This is a genomic window from Halobacteriovorax sp. RT-2-6 (assembly GCF_047085025.1).
Taxonomy (GTDB): Bacteria; Bdellovibrionota; Bacteriovoracia; order Bacteriovoracales; family Bacteriovoracaceae; genus Halobacteriovorax_A.
Genome location: NZ_JBKIYH010000002.1, coordinates 183401 through 201055 on the forward strand (window position 1 = coordinate 183401; position 17655 = coordinate 201055).

18 protein-coding genes, 1 tRNA gene and 1 pseudogene are annotated in these 17655 nt (G+C 36.4%); 10 read left to right on the top strand and 10 right to left on the bottom strand.

What is annotated here, in order from left to right:
• Nucleotides 1-107: 107 nt before the first annotated feature.
• The 4 genes and pseudogenes from ACMAYS_RS09360 to ACMAYS_RS09375 all read right to left on the bottom strand — a co-directional run bounded on the left by ACMAYS_RS09360 (nt 108) and on the right by ACMAYS_RS09375 (nt 4657).
• Nucleotides 108-1154 carry a DsbA family protein gene (locus ACMAYS_RS09360; RefSeq protein WP_103218001.1) on the bottom strand — a complete coding sequence of 349 codons (1047 nt, stop codon included), beginning with the start codon at nt 1152-1154 and terminating at the stop codon, nt 108-110.
• Between the two features lie 79 nt (nt 1155-1233).
• The gene (locus ACMAYS_RS09365) at nt 1234-1980 is read right to left on the bottom strand and encodes an ATP-binding cassette domain-containing protein (protein ID WP_370446912.1); all 747 of its coding nucleotides are present in this window, start codon (nt 1978-1980) and stop codon (nt 1234-1236) included.
• Nucleotides 1981-2208: 228 nt separating this feature from the next.
• Nucleotides 2209-2994, bottom strand: a pseudogene (locus ACMAYS_RS09370) (ABC transporter transmembrane domain-containing protein); the annotation flags it as partial.
• On the bottom strand, nt 2966-4657 hold the full coding sequence (locus tag ACMAYS_RS09375; protein WP_412463154.1) for an ABC transporter transmembrane domain-containing protein: 1692 nt from the start codon (nt 4655-4657) through the stop codon (nt 2966-2968). The gene ACMAYS_RS09375 and the pseudogene ACMAYS_RS09370, both read right to left, overlap by 29 nt.
• A 168-nt stretch (nt 4658-4825) precedes the next feature.
• Between ACMAYS_RS09375 and ACMAYS_RS09380 the strand changes: the two genes are divergently transcribed.
• Nucleotides 4826-5704, top strand: coding sequence for a sensor histidine kinase (locus tag ACMAYS_RS09380; protein WP_146037850.1), 879 nt, complete (start codon nt 4826-4828; stop codon nt 5702-5704).
• Nucleotides 5705-5876: 172 nt separating this feature from the next.
• Here the strand turns inward: ACMAYS_RS09380 and ACMAYS_RS09385 are convergent.
• Nucleotides 5877-5953: transfer RNA gene (locus ACMAYS_RS09385), tRNA-Val, on the bottom strand.
• Between the two features lie 126 nt (nt 5954-6079).
• On the opposite strand from ACMAYS_RS09385, the gene ACMAYS_RS09390 reads away from it, so the two are divergent.
• Complete coding sequence (locus tag ACMAYS_RS09390) at nt 6080-6367, top strand: hypothetical protein (RefSeq protein ID WP_103218005.1); 288 nt, start codon at nt 6080-6082, stop codon at nt 6365-6367.
• A 15-nt stretch (nt 6368-6382) separates the two neighbouring features.
• Nucleotides 6383-7435, top strand: coding sequence for a branched-chain amino acid aminotransferase (locus tag ACMAYS_RS09395; RefSeq protein ID WP_103218006.1), 1053 nt, complete (start codon nt 6383-6385; stop codon nt 7433-7435).
• 31 nt (nt 7436-7466) lie between these two features.
• Here the strand turns inward: ACMAYS_RS09395 and ACMAYS_RS09400 are convergent, their stop codons facing one another.
• Nucleotides 7467-8786: a putative Na+/H+ antiporter gene (locus ACMAYS_RS09400; protein WP_103218007.1), complete on the bottom strand. Its 1320-nt coding sequence runs from the start codon at nt 8784-8786 to the stop codon at nt 7467-7469.
• A 135-nt stretch (nt 8787-8921) separates the two neighbouring features.
• On the opposite strand from ACMAYS_RS09400, the gene ACMAYS_RS09405 reads away from it, so the two are divergent.
• Nucleotides 8922-10382, top strand: coding sequence for a hypothetical protein (locus tag ACMAYS_RS09405; protein WP_412463155.1), 1461 nt, complete (start codon nt 8922-8924; stop codon nt 10380-10382).
• A 9-nt stretch (nt 10383-10391) separates the two neighbouring features.
• Here ACMAYS_RS09405 and ACMAYS_RS09410 read toward each other — a convergent pair whose 3' ends face one another.
• The gene (locus ACMAYS_RS09410) at nt 10392-10640 is read right to left on the bottom strand and encodes a ferredoxin (RefSeq protein WP_103218009.1); all 249 of its coding nucleotides are present in this window, start codon (nt 10638-10640) and stop codon (nt 10392-10394) included.
• Between the two features lie 124 nt (nt 10641-10764).
• On the opposite strand from ACMAYS_RS09410, the gene ACMAYS_RS09415 reads away from it, so the two are divergent.
• A complete protein-coding gene (locus ACMAYS_RS09415) occupies nt 10765-12531 on the top strand; it encodes a phospho-sugar mutase (protein WP_412463156.1) in 1767 nt (588 codons plus the stop codon).
• A 23-nt stretch (nt 12532-12554) separates the two neighbouring features.
• Nucleotides 12555-13250, top strand: coding sequence for a 7-cyano-7-deazaguanine synthase QueC (gene queC, locus ACMAYS_RS09420; RefSeq protein WP_103218011.1), 696 nt, complete (start codon nt 12555-12557; stop codon nt 13248-13250).
• A 35-nt stretch (nt 13251-13285) separates the two neighbouring features.
• Here queC and ACMAYS_RS09425 read toward each other — a convergent pair whose 3' ends face one another.
• The 3 genes from ACMAYS_RS09425 to ACMAYS_RS09435 all read right to left on the bottom strand — a co-directional run bounded on the left by ACMAYS_RS09425 (nt 13286) and on the right by ACMAYS_RS09435 (nt 15343).
• Nucleotides 13286-13489 (bottom strand): hypothetical protein, encoded by a 204-nt coding sequence (locus tag ACMAYS_RS09425; RefSeq protein ID WP_103218012.1) that lies wholly within the window; start codon nt 13487-13489, stop codon nt 13286-13288.
• 8 nt (nt 13490-13497) lie between these two features.
• On the bottom strand, nt 13498-14562 hold the full coding sequence (locus ACMAYS_RS09430) for a mannose-1-phosphate guanylyltransferase (RefSeq protein WP_412463157.1): 1065 nt from the start codon (nt 14560-14562) through the stop codon (nt 13498-13500).
• A gap of 67 nt (nt 14563-14629) precedes the next feature.
• The gene (locus ACMAYS_RS09435; protein WP_412463158.1) at nt 14630-15343 is read right to left on the bottom strand and encodes an SPOR domain-containing protein; all 714 of its coding nucleotides are present in this window, start codon (nt 15341-15343) and stop codon (nt 14630-14632) included.
• 178 nt (nt 15344-15521) lie between these two features.
• On the opposite strand from ACMAYS_RS09435, the gene ACMAYS_RS09440 reads away from it, so the two are divergent.
• The 4 genes from ACMAYS_RS09440 (at nt 15522) to ACMAYS_RS09455 (ending at nt 17437) form a co-directional block, all read left to right on the top strand.
• On the top strand, nt 15522-15692 hold the full coding sequence (locus ACMAYS_RS09440; protein ID WP_021268293.1) for a Flp family type IVb pilin: 171 nt from the start codon (nt 15522-15524) through the stop codon (nt 15690-15692).
• Between the two features lie 298 nt (nt 15693-15990).
• Complete coding sequence (locus ACMAYS_RS09445; protein ID WP_103218016.1) at nt 15991-16626, top strand: hypothetical protein; 636 nt, start codon at nt 15991-15993, stop codon at nt 16624-16626.
• 36 nt (nt 16627-16662) lie between these two features.
• Entirely contained in the window at nt 16663-17163 is a 501-nt protein-coding gene (locus ACMAYS_RS09450; RefSeq protein WP_103218017.1) for a hypothetical protein, read from the top strand.
• Complete coding sequence (locus tag ACMAYS_RS09455; protein ID WP_103218018.1) at nt 17147-17437, top strand: hypothetical protein; 291 nt, start codon at nt 17147-17149, stop codon at nt 17435-17437. The genes ACMAYS_RS09450 and ACMAYS_RS09455 overlap by 17 nt, the downstream gene beginning before the upstream one ends.
• The last annotated feature ends 218 nt before the right edge of the window (nt 17438-17655 follow it).

The following is a 17655-nucleotide window of genomic DNA, read 5'->3' on the forward strand; positions in this document are numbered from 1 at the left end:
ACCCCCTCTATTCTATCAATTATGCACAATATAAAAAGGCCGGGAATAAATGCCCCGGCCTCTTAATTATCTGTCTTTCCGACTATTTTTATAATGTATTATGCGAATTATTTACCTAATTCTGAATCAATAAGCTCTTTAAATACTTCAAATGGTTGTGCACCATTAATTAGCATACCGTTCACATAAAAAGTTGGAGTTGATTGTACACCAACGTCAATCCCTTCTTTAACTGTAGCATCAACTTCTGCTTTCATACGTCCAGAATCAAGACACTCATCAAATTTCTTTTGATCTAAACCAACTGTCTTTGCTTTAGACTTAAGTCCATCAACAGAAAGTCCTGACTGATCTGCAAACATTGAATCGTGTAGTTTCCAAAATTTATCACCAGCTTGCTCATTTGCACATAGTGCCGCTTCAGCAGCTTTGGCCGCATCTTTATGAAAGCTTAATGGGAAGTTCTTGAATACAATTTTAACCTTATTACCGTAAGTCTTCTTGATCTGATTCATGATCTCAACACCCTTAGCACAGTAAGGACACTGGAAATCCGAATATTCAGTAATAACTACGGCCGCATCCTTTCCACCAAACATTGGCTCTTTTCCTGTCACAGGAATTTCAAAACGTGGTCTTTTAGGTCTTTCTAAGTAAATTTCAACTGGGCTATTCTTCGTTTTCTTAGTTAAGTATGCTTCGATAGCTTCACGCTTTTTCGAGTTTCTTAAGAAGTCAACAATTCTAGCTTTTAACTGAGGATTTACATCAGGAATATTTCTTTCTTTTGCAAACTCGTTAATTTCTTTATCAGATACTTTTACGTCCTTAGCAATAACAACATCAATGAATTGCTCCATTGTCATTGAACTTCTTGCAGGGTCTTCATTTTTAAAATTCTCTAAAAGATAGGCCTTAACTTTACCTAGTTTTAGTTCATATACTTTTAATTGGGCTTCATATAACTCTGCTTCTGAGCCTTTAAAAAGCTCATCATGACTAACTTCTTTGCCATTGAACTTAATCACTGCAGTGGCATTTGGTGCCTTTTTAAATAAGAAATTTGGTTTTGAATTTACTTCGCTCGTACATGCAACTAGTCCAATTGCTGAAATAGCAACTAGGCCAAGTGCTAGCTTGGATTTTTTAAACATAATGATCTCCTTACATCAATTTAAACTAATTATATGTAAAAAAGAGAAATAATGCATTAGTGTTCACGTCATTTTTTTGTCAATTCGATAATTGCTTCACAAAGAGATCATATTGCGGCGAACTATTTTTCAATTCTTCATGCACACCTTTTGCAATAATTTTTCCACCTTCCATAACAAGAATCTGTTGGGCATCAAGTATTGTTTCAACTCGATGGGCCACGATAATTGTAACGGCCTGCTTTTGAACAAAGAGAATCATTTTACGTAGAGCTTCTTCAAGATCACTATCTAATGAAGAAGAAATTTCGTCGAATAGAACAATAGGCTTCTTTAAGTAACAAGAGCGAATCGCCGATATAAGTTGCTTTTGACCAAGTGAGATTTCATTTTGATCAAGGACTGTATCAGGCTTTATTCCCCATCTCGATAGATAAGAAATCTGTTCACAAACTTCACTCCAGAAAGCATCAAAACTTCCAAAACCTGCTTGCCCCATCGTAATATTAAATTCAACTGTTTCTGAAAAGATATGCGAATCTTGCGAAACAATCCCAATCAATTCACGATACTCGTTGAAGTCATCAATATAATCAAAATTATACTCTTTCTTAACTCCGCTATGATTTTCAACAAATACCTTCCCTTCATCAGGAATAATATTAGCGGCCATGATATTTAAGAGAGTCGATTTTCCACTTCCAGATAATCCGACAATCCCAATAAGATCACCTTGGCGACAATCAAAAGAGATATCTTCTAAAGTAAAGGGTGTTGAATTCTCACCTTTAGCAGGATACGTAAATTTTTGGATTTCAATATGCATCTTTTCAACATCATACTGGCGTCTTTTTGTATTGATATCTGAAGACTTTTCCTTGTCTAAATCAACAAGAAATTCATTAATACGCCCTACTCCTGTTGCTGCTCTTTGAATATTTGCAACTTTCGAAGAGACATCTTTAATAGGATTAATCGAGCGCTGAATTAAATCAATTAGAGCAAAGATCAATGCGACTTGAGTAATACCACTATTTGGGATGATAAAGATTGCACAAGCTAAGAAGACTGGAAAAAGAGACTCGGCAAATGAGTAGTACGATGCGTCCCAAACGTTTGAAGATAGGATCTTCTTAAGAAATTCATCAAAGACAAATAAGGACTTCTTCGATGTATACTGATCTGCAGGGTTGTAGTAATTCTCACGAACACCGCCAATAAGATCCGCAACAACGCGGTAAAGTTTTGCACGTGAATTTCTCACGCTTAAGAAAACTGCACGCATATACTTAGAGCACCAAATTAAAATAAAGCAGGCTCCAAATTGGATTACTGCAAGATACACTCCGGCAATTGCATTTAAGCTTACAAAACTGATCAGAGAAGCAACAACGAAGAAGATATCAATGACAATTCCAAAAGTTCCAGAAGTAACAAGCTCCCTTAGGCTTTCCGTATCGCTCATAATACGCGCTAAGACCTCTCCTTGAGGGTAGCGATCATTGCGGTTTTCTTTCGATGTTTGAAGCTCAACACTTGAGAGCCACTTACCGTAACAATGAGTGCGGACGAATTGAACAAGGCCTACAACATAACGATTAATAATCAGGTTATAAACAGCACGGTTTAAGGCCGTTGCCAAAAAGATAAATGTCATAATTCCAAGAGTCTGACGATAAACCTCTTCGACTTCATAATTTGCAGTAAGTTTTGCGATTAATTGTGGTAGTGCTGCACCAAGAGCACTTGAGATAATAAGACATACAACCATGCTTAATAAATACTTACCACTTCCTTTATATACTAGGAATTTAGATGAGTTGTTTTCTAAAGTGCTCATAAATTCCTCCTTCTTGTTTTTGTGTAAAATCGATAACACTTGACTCTTCTCTTAAGCCTTCACTTTCACAGATTAAACTTAAGTGATCACATTGAACCGCTGTCGTGTACCTGTGTGTCGACATAATGAGCGTGCGACCTTCAAAAATATTCATAGCATTGAGCTGATTCAAAATTTCTCTTTCAAGCACGACATCAACTGATGAGAAAGGGTCGTCCCAAATAATAAACTCACTTTCAAAAAGTAATGACTTAATCAAAGAGACTCGCTTGATTTGTCCACCTGATAATCTCTTTCCGTTTTCTCCAACAACAAGGTTAAACAAACTCTTGCGATCTGAAGCTAAGTAATCGAGTCCAAAGATCTTCAGTAGATCATAAGCTTTCGCTAGTTGTTCTTCATTGAAGTCTCTACCCAGGGATAAGTTTTCTAGAATTGTTCCATTATAAAGATACGGATCTTGAGCGACATAACTCGTACTTCTTTCTTGGATCTTTAAAACCTCAGAAATTTTAACGAGTAACTCAGACTTTCCACATCCAGTTTTTCCGACAATTGCATTCTTTGTATTTTTCCAAATTTTTAAATTGATATCGTTGTCCCAAAATGGAAGCTGTAATTCAAAAGACTCTTCTTTTTCTTTAAAAGAAAATTCTCTTTTAAGCATTGTCTCAAGTTCACTCTCTTTATCAAGTACAGCAACAAGCTCTCTTACTCTTGCCCACGCTCCAGCAGAGCGAGTGAAGACAACTCCAATCCAAGCGAGGAACATAATTGGTTCTAAAAATAGATAAACAAAACCTGAGAATAAAATCAGTGAAGATGCACCAAGCTGTTGCGTAAAAATGATATAGGCACCCCAAATTAATGAAAGACCAACTCCAGTTGGCATAAGTGGGATAGAGATGCCAACACGCTTGCCTGCCTCATAAAAATTCTCAAGCTCTTCCATTGACTTCTTAGCAAAGAGATCAATAAATGCTTTTTCCGCATGGAAGTTTTTAATTGTCTTTTTACCTGCGTAAGTTTCAATAATGATATTTTGAACATCACCCTGAAGGTCTTGTGTTTGGCGATAGAATTTACGGTTCGTTGAAACAATTGCACTGAAGAGAACAAACGCCACAAGCATCGGTAGTAGCGCAATAAACAGCTCTTTATTGAAACTTAATAGCTTTGGAACAAGGATCGAAAGAGCAATGATGATATTAGCAATTTGTAAAAGAGCGAAACCAATTAATGCTCTTACGTGCTCAAGATCTCCACCAATAATTTGAAAGATTTGACCTTTCGGGTATTCTTTATAACGAGAAGGACTCACTTTTTCTAATTTCTTCATGAGATCAAAGCGTAAGATCTTTTGTAAGACACGGGCCGGATAGAAAAAGAGAAGTCGTGAAGATGTTCTAAAAACAATAATTCCTAAGGCCAATAAGAAGAGATGTCCCACTGGAATAGAAATTCCTTTTGAAATTTTCTCCGCTAAATCTTTTGCAATAAAAGGAAGTTCACTTTGAATCTTGTGAGTTAGATAGAGACAAATGAATGCCCCAATATAGTAGTACCAGTAGTGAACAAACTGCGTCATTACCAGCGATGTTAACTTTTTATTAAGATAGTCTTTCATTCCAGCAAGTCTACTTGAATTCCAATCATCAGTCACGTTTCTGTTTAAAGGAAGGCCTAGTGAAATGTGAAAAAACATTCTTAATTTAAGTTAAATTTACCTTCTCAAACTTGGTTATGAGAATAAAGCTAGCTAAAATCCTACAAAATTAATTGGTTTCATAAAATACGAAGTTTTAAGAAAAACGTTTTTTAAGGAAAGAAAGTGATCTATCTCGTAAGTCTGCTGATGATATTAATTCTCTGTTCTATTATGGTTATTACTCATCAGGCCATTAAGATTAAACAGCTTGAAGTTGAAGGTCGCGACCTTTCGCGAAGGCTCGAAGAAAAACAACATTTACTCTCCGTTTTATTTCACGATCTATCGAACTCAACAACTCTCCTTTCACTACTAAGCGACTCTTCCCTACTTGCCATGAAAGACAAAGACGGAATCTTGCAAAACCTAGGACGTGTCAGCGGAGTTATCGAAAATATGGCAGAACTGATTCAACATATTCGAAAAATACAATCCATTGAGTCAGGCAAATCAAATATAAAGTTAGAGCCTGTTCCATTAAAAGAATCTATTGAAAATTCAATTCAGCTTATCCGAAAAAGATTAGAAAAAAAGAGTCAACATATCCGTGTTGAATTTGATGACCACAGTATCCAGGCCATGGCAGAGCCTTCGTCACTATGCCACAGCGTCTTTAGTAACCTTCTAACTAATGCATCAAAGTTTTCACCAGAAGGATCTGAAGTTGTTGTCAGGGTAACTCATCAAAACTCAGTGATCCGTGTGGATATAACAGATCAAGGAATAGGAATCCCAGAGTCAATGATAAAAAGCCTCTTCTCATTCACTAATGAAACTCACCGCGAAGGAACTCATGGCGAAGAAGGATCAGGTTTTGGCCTTCCAGTTGTAAAAAAATATATGAAATTCTACGGAGGAAATATTAAGGCCTTTAATAATATTGATGGTATTGGATCAACATTTACAATGACATTCGTTAACGCATCAAAGAGCAATCAGGATACAGTTGAAAAAACAGAGTCTAAACCAAAGAGAAGGCCTTTAAGAGAAGCGAATCAATAAATAGATTGAGAAAAAAGCGAATTCTACTAGAAAAATCAAAGATGGTAGGACTATGCAGATTCGAACTTTACAACCTGCGATCAAAAGATGCCCAAAGGCATGTTTTGGCGCTGAGTTGATATCGGTATCAGCAAACTAAATCATCAAGCAATGTAATTGAAAGTATCAAAGATGGTAGGACTATGCAGATTCGAACTGCAGACCTCTACCATGTCAAGGTAGCGCTCTAACCAACTGAGCTATAGTCCTACAAGTGTCTTAAAGTAGAAAAATAATATTCTAATTCACCAAACTCGTCAAAAGATAAAATTGACGCACAAACCTAAGCAACATCGTTGCAATTTTGCTAGTATAACTAAAAATCATGGAGGAATAATGAAAAATATTATTATGATATTAATTCTATCTAGTTGTGCTGTTTCAAAAACAAAACTAACTCCAGCTGGAGAGAAAGTAAAAGTAACATATCAAAAGCCACGTCATAAAAGCTGTAAGCCTTTTACAAATGTTGTTGGCGAAAATGAAAATGGTATCAAGGATCTTGCTGTTAACCATGCCGTCAACTTAGTTGCTGATGAGGGTGGAGACACTATCTGGATCAAAGAATCTGTAAACGAAGGAAACACTTGGAAAGTTTACGGACTTGGTTACCACTGCAAATAAGAGTAAGGAATTCGAATGATTATTTTAGATAGCGCAAAGAAAGCAATTGAGAATTTTTCAATGCCTGATCACGTGGGATTTGGAAAGGTCCTACTACCGATTATGGCGACTTGTGAGTACAAACGTGGAGAATGGGGAGAGCTTGAGATCAAGCCTTATGGTAAATTAGAACTCGATCCAACTTGTAAAGTTCTTCACTATGGACAAGAAATTTTTGAAGGAATGAAGGCCTATAACTTTAAAGGCAATGGCCCAAACCTTTTTAGGCCACTAGAAAACTTCAAACGCTTTAATCACTCAGCAAGACGTATGGCCATGCCAGAAGTACCAAAAGATATCTTTACTGCAGCTGTAAATACAGTCACAAAGATGGGTGAAAACTATATTCCGAAACGTGGTGGTGAATCTCTTTATATTAGGCCATTCATGATTGCCACAGAAAACAATCTAGGAATTAAGCCAAGTGAAGAATTTCTTTTCATGGTAATCGCCTCACCTGTTGAGTCTTACTTTTCAGGAGGAAGCTATAAGCTTTTAATTGAAAGAAATATGATTCGTGCGTGCCAGGGAGGAATGGGAACGGCAAAGACTGGTGGTAACTACGCCGGTGCTCTTAACGCAGGTGTAAGAACTTTAAAACTTGGACTACACCAAACACTATGGTTATCAGCAACTGATCGTAAATCGATTGAAGAATTAAGTGGAATGAATTTCTTTGCTGTAATTGATGGTGAAATTCACACTCCAGAATTGACTGAGACAATCCTAGATGGAATTACTCGTCGTTCACTCATCGATATTGCACGTCACAAGGGTTACAAAGTTGTCGAGAGAAAGATTAGCATTGATGAATTAATTGAAGATATTAAGTCTAAGAAATGTACTGAGTGCTTCTCTTGCGGAACGGCCGCAATCATCACCCCAATCTGCTCTTTACATGAAGAGTCTGGTGAATTTTATAATATTCAAGAAGAGTTTGGACCAGTGTCAAAAGAGCTTCGTGAAACACTTCTAGGTATCCAAGAAAAAACAATTGAAGACCCATTTAACTGGGTAGTTGATCTATAAAAAAGGGCCTCATCTGAGGCCCTTTGTATTTCTACTTCGCTAAATTTGGAAGAATTTGAAACATAACCATTGCAAGGATTGTTGGGAAAAGTGCTCCAAGAAGAAGCTTACCTGGGTTAATCCCATCTTTTCCAAAAGTACCTTTAAGGATACCAAAACCAGCTGGGTTTGGAGCGTTAGCAATAACAGTTAAACCACCACCGGCAACAGCACCTGCAACTAGGTTATACTTTGCAGAATCAGTTAGATCAACAAGTGTTCCTAGATATGTAAGAGCAGCGTTATCAGTAATAGCAGTAAGTGAAGTTGCACCTACGAAAAGAACAAAGTCACCAAGTTTAGATAGAATTGGTTGTAGCCACCAACCTTGTTGTCCACCAAGTGTAACAAGACCAGCTAAGAAGAAACCTACAAGAAGTGATTCTTTTAACTTGATTTCGTCTTGGTACTCTTTTGTAACAGTTGTGAAACCTAGGAAGAATAGGAATAAACCTAGGAAGAAAACCATATGGTGAGCAGAGAAAACAACTAATCCCATGAAGATGATATGAATTAAAGTCATCCACCAAGTTGGTGCCATCCAATTCTCATGCTTTTGTTTAATTTCAAGTTTGCCTTGTAGTTCATCTTTAAACATGAAAGCAATTATAAGAGTTCCAATAATGATCGAAATTGTTGCTTTGTAACCAAAGTTTGTAATCATGTGAACAAATCCCCAGTGCCATTTTGAAGCAACCATTAGAACAGGAGGTGCAGCAAAGTGAGAAAGTGTTCCACCAATTGAAACGTTTACAAAAAGTAGACCAATCGTTGCATACTTAAATTTTAAACTCATTTTCTCGTCTGAGAAGAAGTAGTCTAAAAGGATAAGAGCTGTAACTGTCATTGCAGCAGGTTCAGTAATGAAAGATCCTAGAATCGGCCCGATAATAAGAGCTGAAACGTAGAATGCCATTTTACCAGGCATTGGGATAAGTTTTGCAATCATCCCGATGATTTTTTCTGCAAGCATAATAATTGGTCTCGTCCCCGCCATACACATAATAACGAATACGAATGCGGCCTCTGTGTAGTTAACATCTTTTTCAAGATATTTAAGTGCTCCACCAACAACTTGGTGTGCGCTATCATAAACTGCAAATCCTTGTGTAGCACTATAGTACACAATAAATGCAGCTGCCCACATTCCGAATACCGCTTCTACTTCACCTAAGAAGTGAAGAAGGTTCTCCATCATTGATCCTTCTGGATACTTGTGAGCTAAATGTTGAATTTTAGAAACTAAGAATGTGTGCAAAATTGCACATGCAAATAGAATCGTCCCTACGAGCTGTAGATTTGTTGGATTCATGAAACTTCCTTTGTAAATGTGATCTACCTTATTTTATTCCTGTCGGCAAAGGTGCGCAAGTACTGAAATTTTAAGACACTTAAAATAATTTACCATTTTCGTAAACTTTTTCTAAACTGCCACCGATAAGAATTTGTGTTTTTATATAGATTTGCTATCTCTATTCTCACTTTCTCTGTCGTAGTCAATGCTTTGGCCATAGAGCCTAGTTTTTTTAAGGAAGAGATAGAAGTTAATGGCAAGCAAATCAAGGCCAAGGATCTTGTCAAAGATATCGTAAGAATTTCAAAATCAAAGTCACCTAAATATATTCCAGTTAGGCATGAAGATGCTGTTTCTGACGATATTCCGAGGCATAACAGTGGGGCCTCAGAGTTGTGTATCGAGTGTAGAGATATCGCCGAGCTCGCTTCTAATATTTCAGATATCGTGGCCAAGGCCAATGAAAATTCTCCAGAACCGAGTATTAAGGTCAAACAAAAAGCACTAAAACTTAAGGCCATCGCAACTTATATCGAAACTGTTGATAAGGTTGGAGAAATTAGCTGTCTTAAAAGTGATTTTGATAGCGGAAAAGAGCGCTATAACACAAGAGATTTTGATGACTTCGAACTAGTTTTTACTTCAGATATTGCTCTTAGTGAATTCTCTTCCCTATCAATTGCTCCTCGTTCAGGAACACTAACTAGAATAACTTGGTTTCGATCTCAAGACGAAGCTGGTGAAGATATTTTTATCAAAGTGGTCTTTATAAGAGATCAAGAACCATACTTTCAAATCTACTACCCACATGACACTTTTGTTGATCCAACAAAGCCTACAGATGTTGAAAGAAATATTCCTGAAGGTGTAACTCTTGAGACAAATTATGACTCTGAAATGAGCCTAGTTAAGGATCAAGAATATGATACTTTCATTGGAAAAGTTAAGATTAATAAAGCACTGCTCCTCGAGCAGAGTTATTATGTTCCTACTTCATTAACATTAATTGAGATGGAGACAGAGAGTAAGCTTGGAGAAGAAACTAAACTTACAAGCAAGGTCGAGATTAATGACCAAAAGCAAAGAATAAACGTTAACCTCAACAGTAAGCTAACTGAAGACACAACACTAAACGGTGAAATTAATATCAAGCCAAACAAGCAGCAATTAAACCTTAATCTTTCTAATCGCTACAGTGATGATATTACAATTGATGGCAATGCCGATATCTCATCAGATAGCCAACAAATCAACCTAGACTTAAAACATCAAGGGAAGTCGACAGCAAGGGCCTTGGCCAAAGCTGACGGCTACTTTCTAGCAGGAGTAACTGTTGCTTCTCCAGAGTTTAGAAATTTTGATATTGAAACTGATATGAGTTACGACACTAATCAGACGGCAACGATTGCAAATGATTTCAGATTCCAAGGAAAAACGATAATTAAAACTGGAACTGTTATCAATGCTCAAGGTGAAGTTGACTTCAGTGCAAAAAGGTCATTTGGGGTATTTGAGAATGCTACTGTGACTATGGAGTTAAATCACTCAACGCAAGACAGAGGTATCGATTACAACCGCACCTCTGCCTATATTTCTTTTGATATGAAATTCTAATTAAATTAATTAGCCATCATTACCAATTGAAGCAACTGGACAAGCATCCATTTGCTCTTGGCATAGCTCTTCTTCTTCAGGTGTTGATGGTTGCTTAACAACGTATGCATTTCCATCTTCATCTTCAGCAAAAAAGTCTGGAGCACCTGTGTAACATACGTTACATGCAATGCATCCTTCGCCATTATCATCATCTGGATCTGTGCAATACCACTTTCCAGCAACATTTTCTTTATGTTTCATTTCTTTATTTGCCATGTTAACTCCTTGATTTTATTAACACACAACACAATATTTCATTGATTATATTTTGCCTAAGTCTACTAGATTTGAGAATATAGCACAAGATACTCAAATATAAATTTCACAGGAGAATACTGAAATGACAACGAGCCTTGAAAAAGCAGCTCAATGGGCAAATAACTCATACTTTGATGAGGAATCACGTCAAGAGATTCAAAAGCTAATTGACGCTGATGATATGAAAGAGATCGAAGAAAGATTTTATAAAGATATCGAATTCGGAACAGGTGGGCTTCGCTCAATTCTTGGTGCCGGAAATAATCGTATTAATAAATATACAGTTCGCCGTGCAACGCAGGCCCTTGCTGGAGAAGTACTAGATCACAGCTCTAAAACTGGGATCACAAATCCATCAATTGCTGTAAGCTATGACTCACGTAAATTCTCTTTTGAATTTGCCAAAGAAGTTTGTAGCGTTATGGCGGCCAATGGAATTAAGTCTTATATCTATAAAAGACTAAATCCTGTTCCAATGCTTTCATACTCTGTTAGGTACCATAAGTGTCAAGCAGGAGTTATGGTAACAGCTTCTCACAACCCTCCAGAATACAATGGTTACAAAGTTTACTGGAATGATGGAGCGCAAGTTACTCCTCCAAACGATAAAAATATTATCAATCGCTACTATGATATTACTTCATACGATGCTGTGAAATTCATGGAATTTTCTCAAGCTGAATCAGAAGGATTTATCACATGGGTTGGAGAAGACGTTGAACAAAGCTTCTATAACGACATCCTCTCAAAAACAGTTAACCCTGAAATGTGTAAAGAATTCGGTAACGATTTAAAGATCGTTTACACGCCTATTCACGGAACAGGATTAATTCCTTGTACGACAGCTCTGGCACAGCTTGGCTTTACTAATGTTGAAGTTGTTAAAGAGCAAGCACAACCAGACTCAGCTTTTCCAACAGTAAGCTCACCTAACCCAGAAAATGCTTCGGCAATGAAGATGGCAGTCGATCTTATGAAAGAAACTGGTGCAGATATAGCATTTGGCTCTGATCCAGACACAGATAGACTTGGAGTTGCATTTGAGCATGAAGGAGAGATTCAGTATATCAACGGAAACCAAATCGGAATCCTAATGCTGTACTACATGCTTCACAATCTTAAAGAAAATGGCACAATGCCAGCAAACCCATATTTTGTGAAAACAGTTGTAACAACTCCACTCCAAGAATTAATCGCTGATAAGTACGGAGTAAAATCTTACTCGACACTAACAGGATTTAAGTGGATTTGTGGACTAATGAATAAAATAGAAAAAGAAGATCCATCGGCAAACTTCCTATTTGGAACAGAAGAGTCTTTTGGATATCTTCCGCATAATTTTGTTCGCGACAAAGATGGTGTTGCTTCAATTACTTTTATGTCTGAAGTAACTCTATACTTCAAAAAACAGGGGCTAAACCTTATTCAGGCCCTCGATAAAATTTACGAAGAATTTGGCTTTAGTGAGGAAACTCTCCTAAATCTTGTTTATCAGGGTAAAGAAGGGGCCGAAAAAATTACACGAATCATGAGTCATTTTAGAGACTTAGCTCCTACAAGCTTGTGCGGACAAGAGATTCAAGCTATAGAAGATTATCAAACAGGTATTGTGAAAAACCTTGAGTCTAATGAAGAGTCGAAACTGGATTATCCAGTAAGTAACGTAATTGGTTACCACTTCAAAAATGGAAACCGCCTCTACCTTCGTCCTTCAGGAACTGAGCCGAAAATTAAGTTCTATATTATGATTCAAGAAAAAGAAGGAAGTCTAGCTGAGAAAAAAGCAAAGGCAAAAAAAGTTACTGACGAAATCCTGGCATTTATTAACGAAACGGCCGAAGGACTATAAGTCAGTAGATTAGGAGTTATATTTTGAAAAGTGATAAACTTGCAGTTGTATTAGTTAGTGGTGGTATGGATTCGTTAGTTTGTGCTGCAATTGCAAATGAGAAACATGAAAACCTTGCGTTTCTTCACCTTAACTACGGACAAAAAACAGAAGAACGTGAATTGGATTGTTTCCAAAAAATCGCTGACTTTTACGGAGTCGATAAATCTCTACGTAAAGTAATTGATGTCTCATTTCTAAAGCAGATTGGTGGAAGCTCGCTAACTGATGATGGAATTGATGTAAAACAATATAAAGGTGATTCAGAAGAAATCCCTGATAGCTATGTACCTTTTAGAAATACTCACATCATTGCAATGGCCGTTTCTTGGTCAGAAGTTGTTGGTGCAAAGAATATTTATATTGGTGCAGTTAACGAAGACTCATCTGGATACCCAGACTGTCGCCCAAGCTACTACGCTGCATATAACGAGCTAATCAAGCAAGGAACTAAAGATGGTGATATTGAGATCATCACTCCTGTAATTGATATGGCAAAGAATGAGATTGTTCAAAAAGCGGTCGACCTAGGTGCACCACTTAAGTTTTCTTATTCTTGTTATGCTCGAGGAGATAAAGCTTGCGGAGTTTGTGATTCATGCGCTCTAAGGCTTAGAGGCTTTCAGAAGGCAGGAATTGAAGATCCGATTGAGTATGATCAAAGACCAAATTACTTATAAAAAAAGGCTCCGATAAGGAGCCTTTTTTATTTATACTATTCTTGTACTGCTTCTTCTTGAGTTTCTTCTACAGCAGGCTCTTCAACCTTAACAGCTGGAGCTGTAATAAGACCAGCATCTAGAAGAATTTTAACTTTTTCTTCTTTGTTTACGAACTTTCCATTTGCAGCTTTAACAGCAAAACGTCCCGATCTTTTTTTTACAATTGTGTACTCGCCTACTTTTTTAACAACTTCCATGAATTCTCCTATAATAATTCTTTGCGTTTGTTATCTTTTAAGTGTTGAACAATTTCTTTTACTCGTTGTGAATCATCTTTTGGCACAATCATTACGGCCCTATCATTTGAAACCACAACTAAGTCTTGAACATTAATTAAAGAAACATGCTTATTAGGAGCATAAATAATATTTCCTGTCGCATCCTTTAAGAAAGTTCCGTTACTATCAATTATAGTGTTTCCTTCGACACGGTCAACTACTTGTTCAAGTGCTTCCCATGATCCAAGGTCATTCCAATCAAACTCAGCTTTTACTAAACTGATTCGGCTTGATTTTTCCATAATGGCATAGTCAATCGAATCTTTTGGAATCTTATTATATACTTCTTCAAGCTTGGCCTCCTCGTCAAGAGATGCCTTTAATTCTTCATAGAAAGAAAACATTTCAGCAGAGTGGGCCGCGAACTCTTCTTTAAAAACACCAAGTGGTGCCATAAACATTCCCGCATTCCAAACATACTTTCCAGTCGATAAATACTCTTTAGCCTTTTCAAAATTTGGTTTTTCAACAAATTCATCAACCTTAAAGCCATCACCTACAGCTCCACTTGTTTTAATATAGCCATAACCAGTGTGAGGAAAATGTGGTGGTATTCCGATTGTTGTAATTGTTTGCGTATCACTTGATAGTTTAACGGCCTTATCAAAGCTGGATTTAAAGCCACTCTTATTTAAGATCACATGATCAGAAGGCATAACTGCAATAATGTCTTCATCTTTTGCCCCAGCTGCCTCAATGGCCGCAAGAGATAAGAGAATACAAGGGGCAGTATTTCGCCCCGCAGGTTCATAGATTATATGTTCTTCTAAAATTTGATTTTTTGAGCAAGAGATAGCTAGCTCAGCTTGATCACGCGTTGTGATAATAAAGCGATTTTTCAAATCTACACTTTCCTCAAAACGCTCAAGCGTCTGTGCAAGTAAAGTTTCATTTCCAACCAGTGAAAGATACTGTTTTGGTTTTGATTCTGTTGATTCAGGCCAAAGGCGTGTTCCCTTCCCACCGGCCATAATTAGTGTGTAAATATTCATAAAAAAATGCCCTTAATTTGTATAAGGGCATCGTATCATAAAAAATGTAAATGTTCTAAATGATGAGTTAGTCGAATTTTGTAAAGAAATAATCACGCCCTGCAAAAAGAGAAGGATGCTTCTTAACATATTGCTTCGCTTCAATACTTCTCTCAAATGCCCCAAGGCTTACGCGAAAACGATTTCCCTTACCAGGTACTTCTTTTTCATTAACAATTGGGCTAAAACCAAGAACTCGAAAACCTTCTGCAAATTCCTTTGCGTCATCAATTGACTCAAATGAACCAACTACAATTGTGTATTTTCCAGTATATTCATCTGTCTTAGAAGCTGACTCTTGAACAGTCTCACTTTCAACAGCTGGTTGCTGAACAGGCTCTACAACCTTCTCTTCTACAACCTCTTGTACTTGTGTATCTTGAACACCAACATCATTGAAATCTTTATTTTCACTTGAAAACTCATTAACCATCTTCTGCTTTAAAGATTCTTCAATTCTCTTATTTAATTCTTCTTTAGAAACTTTCTTGGTCTCTTTATCTTGAACTATTTCTTTAACCTTCTCCTCTTCTGGAGATGTTAGCTCAATCTTCTGTTTTTCATCCAATGGCTCAACAATCGCCTTCTCTTCCTTATTGCTAAGGCCAGCTTTTTCAAAAGCATAATTAGATCCAATCTTTAGGCCAAAGAAGAATGAAGTAATGGCAACCAGGATGACAAAGATGACAACCAATAAGATTTCTTTTTTCTCAAATACGTAGAAGTTACTTTTATCGTTCATAAGGATATTTTAATCTCTCCACAATTATTAGCAACTTGCTGAAAATACTAGGAAAAATAATCCTTTATTTCATATGTGAAATATATCCCGACATTCTAACTCAACTTAAAGACTCTGCACTTTTTCTATATTATAAACCCAAAAATCTTATGAACTAGGTTTAACAGGGAGAAAAATTATGAAGAAGATTTTAAAGAATAATAAAGGCCAAGGCGTAATGGAATATATGATCATCACAAGCCTAGTTGGAATTATTTGTATTACTGCTGTTAAAACACTCGGAACTAGAGTTCAAAAAAGACTTGAAGACGCATCCGATAAAATCACAAAGAGTATCAAAGTAAATTAATAAACAATCATGAAAATACTATCTTACGCTCTTAGCGTTACTCTAATTGTTTTTGTCTTTCTTGTGAGCAGTGCAGTTAGTGAAAAGTATCGTTGCAAAAATAGTATTGTTTTTCAAGCGTATGTACATTCATTAATAAAATCACATGATGATAAAAAATCAGTAAAAACATTCTCTTGTAAAAGTCTCCTCTCTCTTGAGAGGTGGCTTGATTCAAAAACACGGATTAAGTTTGTAAAAAATAAAAATGGAAAATACCTGAAGTATCGAAGAGAGAAGCATAGCTTAGGATTTTCAAATGGACTTAAATGAAAGAGGAAGTACTTCCTTAGTCGCTATATTATTTTTTATGGCCTTTATTGCCATCATATTCTCTAATATGGCCCGTTCTTATGAAGAGCTACAAATTATAAAATATTACAATAAGTCATATATCTGCTCAAAAAAAGTCATTGTTGAATATAAGTCATTTTATAAAAGAATTTCTTATATAAACGTAGGGCTTAAGAGTATCTTTTATGCACAGTTCTTCCCTTTAGCCGCATGGCTTAAGCCATTCATGAAATATGGAGCAAAAGGCTTACAGTATATGCAAAGCGCTCTTCGATACTTTCTACGCTTCAAACTCTTAACGATAGATGAATGTGAGGCAACAAATATTTTAGCTCTTCTAAGAACAGATCCGCTAGGAAGCAAGCTCTGGAAGATCAGGAGAAGACTCGATACATCTGCAGTCTTTGAAAAGAAATGGAAGGCTTTTATGCCCTTTCACTATACTGGGAGCAACCTATCAGAAAATCATTCTTTCGTGATTACCCTAAAATTCAAACTAGAAGAGGGAAGACTTTTAGACGATTTCACTCTCTCGTCAAAGCACATGGCACCAAAGGGTATTCAACAATTGAAGGACTATTATGGACTTCAATTTTTGTAAGTACATTAATTCTTATGATTAACTTGGAGATAAAAATTGAAAATTCTAAACAACGAGAAATCCAAAACTTCATCAAAACCTGGAACTCAATCAAATAATGAGCCAACTTCCTCACCTCTGCTTTTTAACAAAGAAAAAGAAGAGAAGATGAAAAAGGCGCTTTATCTAAGATTCTGGGTTGCGCTAGTTCTAACTAATATATTTACATACATTCTTTCAATGCCATCGGTACAGGAAGTTCCAGAAAAGCATATTTCAGTAGCTAAAGATGAAAGACTTCTAAAACTTAAAATCAATGAAATGACTAATCTTGTAGGTAGTGAAGAATACGTGTCCCTATATGCAGGCGCAACACACATCACCAATAAGGCAAAGATCGTAAAAAAACTCAACGATGAGGAGATACCTATCTATCTCGTAAAAATTTCTATTTCAGATTTGAATAGAATTGCTCCATACAAGACTTTAGAGCTAGATTCCTATCCAGTTACTGATCTACCTAAATCCAAAGGAGGAGCTTATGAAATTGAAATTTAGCCTTATTACAATCCTACTAGTTACAAGTATTCAAGCACGTGAAGTAATTGTTTATACATATGACTCTGAAAAGAACCACATGTTTGAAGTTTTAAACGAGTTAATGGCAAAAAATGGAGTGAAAAAAGAAGACTTCCGATTTATTAAAAAGAAGAATCCATGTGAAGACATCTATAAGAGTGCCCTACTTCACGTATGTTTTAAAGGCGAGGAAGCTGAACCATTTATTGTTAGACAAGACAAAAGAGTTCTTCAGAATACCTTTGGACAATAAAAAAGGGCCAACGTCTTGGCCCTCTTTCTATATCTGAAAAATAATTAAATATTAATCTAGATGAATTTTAAACTTAGGAGTAGTTCCCTTGTTTCTGTTATGCGCTTTTCTTTTAGCACCCATTTTTGTTTTTTTAGCATTACGCTTGTTTCTTGTAATACGAGTTCTTGATACCATGATAAATCTCCTCAATATATTTAAATCTAAATTAAAAACAG

What these genes read in the sequence shown, in the direction of transcription:
- ACMAYS_RS09400 (WP_103218007.1), bottom strand. Translation starts at nt 8,786, where the DNA reads ATGAATCCAACAAATCTACAGCTCGTAGGGACGATTCTATTTGCATGT.
- ACMAYS_RS09360 (WP_103218001.1), bottom strand. Translation starts at nt 1,154, where the DNA reads ATGTTTAAAAAATCCAAGCTAGCACTTGGCCTAGTTGCTATTTCAGCA.
- ACMAYS_RS09390 (WP_103218005.1), top strand. Translation starts at nt 6,080, where the DNA reads ATGAAAAATATTATTATGATATTAATTCTATCTAGTTGTGCTGTTTCA.
- ACMAYS_RS09425 (WP_103218012.1), bottom strand. Translation starts at nt 13,489, where the DNA reads ATGGAAGTTGTTAAAAAAGTAGGCGAGTACACAATTGTAAAAAAAAGA.
- ACMAYS_RS09415 (WP_412463156.1), top strand. Translation starts at nt 10,765, where the DNA reads ATGACAACGAGCCTTGAAAAAGCAGCTCAATGGGCAAATAACTCATAC.
- ACMAYS_RS09435 (WP_412463158.1), bottom strand. Translation starts at nt 15,343, where the DNA reads ATGAACGATAAAAGTAACTTCTACGTATTTGAGAAAAAAGAAATCTTA.
- ACMAYS_RS09395 (WP_103218006.1), top strand. Translation starts at nt 6,383, where the DNA reads ATGATTATTTTAGATAGCGCAAAGAAAGCAATTGAGAATTTTTCAATG.
- ACMAYS_RS09430 (WP_412463157.1), bottom strand. Translation starts at nt 14,562, where the DNA reads ATGAATATTTACACACTAATTATGGCCGGTGGGAAGGGAACACGCCTT.
- ACMAYS_RS09365 (WP_370446912.1), bottom strand. Translation starts at nt 1,980, where the DNA reads ATGCATATTGAAATCCAAAAATTTACGTATCCTGCTAAAGGTGAGAAT.
- ACMAYS_RS09410 (WP_103218009.1), bottom strand. Translation starts at nt 10,640, where the DNA reads ATGGCAAATAAAGAAATGAAACATAAAGAAAATGTTGCTGGAAAGTGG.
- ACMAYS_RS09455 (WP_103218018.1), top strand. Translation starts at nt 17,147, where the DNA reads ATGAAATTGAAATTTAGCCTTATTACAATCCTACTAGTTACAAGTATT.
- ACMAYS_RS09445 (WP_103218016.1), top strand. Translation starts at nt 15,991, where the DNA reads ATGGACTTAAATGAAAGAGGAAGTACTTCCTTAGTCGCTATATTATTT.
- ACMAYS_RS09440 (WP_021268293.1), top strand. Translation starts at nt 15,522, where the DNA reads ATGAAGAAGATTTTAAAGAATAATAAAGGCCAAGGCGTAATGGAATAT.